This is a genomic window from Prevotella sp. AM23-5, assembly GCF_003473645.1.
In the GTDB taxonomy this organism is placed as follows: Bacteria; Bacteroidota; Bacteroidia; order Bacteroidales; family Bacteroidaceae; genus Prevotella; species Prevotella copri_A.
Genome location: NZ_QUCG01000160.1, coordinates 1 through 384, shown reverse-complemented (window position 1 = coordinate 384; position 384 = coordinate 1). Strand labels below are relative to the sequence as shown.

The 384-nt window shown below is 43.8% G+C and carries 1 protein-coding gene; it reads right to left on the bottom strand.

The window, feature by feature from the left end; genetic code table 11:
* Nucleotides 1-135 precede the first annotated feature (135 nt).
* Nucleotides 136-384, bottom strand: a 249-nt coding sequence (locus tag DW657_RS18515; protein WP_233547214.1) for a hypothetical protein, incomplete at its 5' end; no start/stop codon positions are given.

Sequence of the window (384 nt, the reverse complement as noted above, 5' to 3'; positions counted from 1 at the left end):
TATTTTATTGGTTCAACATAAATGAATTTATACTTCGGATTTCTGGAATCCTCTAGCCTTTACAGCTTTTCGTTCCGTTCGATCCGATATTTTTTTTATCATACCCCGGCGTGTCCGTCGTCCCCTGTAGCCTTTTTACGTGCAGAAAGGATGGCAGCCCAGCGAAGTCAGAACGCCAAGGAATTTGGTAGAAACTTTTCTGGAATACCCAAATATGCAATATTTGCGGAAGGCTTCCAGAAAAGTTTTAGCCAAATAAGGAGTCCTCTCCTGGTACTTGGCATCTGACAGGGCTGCCATAACTTTGCACAAGAAAAAGCAAGGGGGACATCGAGCAACGCCGCTACTTGCAAATAAAAGATGAGGTCGAACAAAAGGGACGAA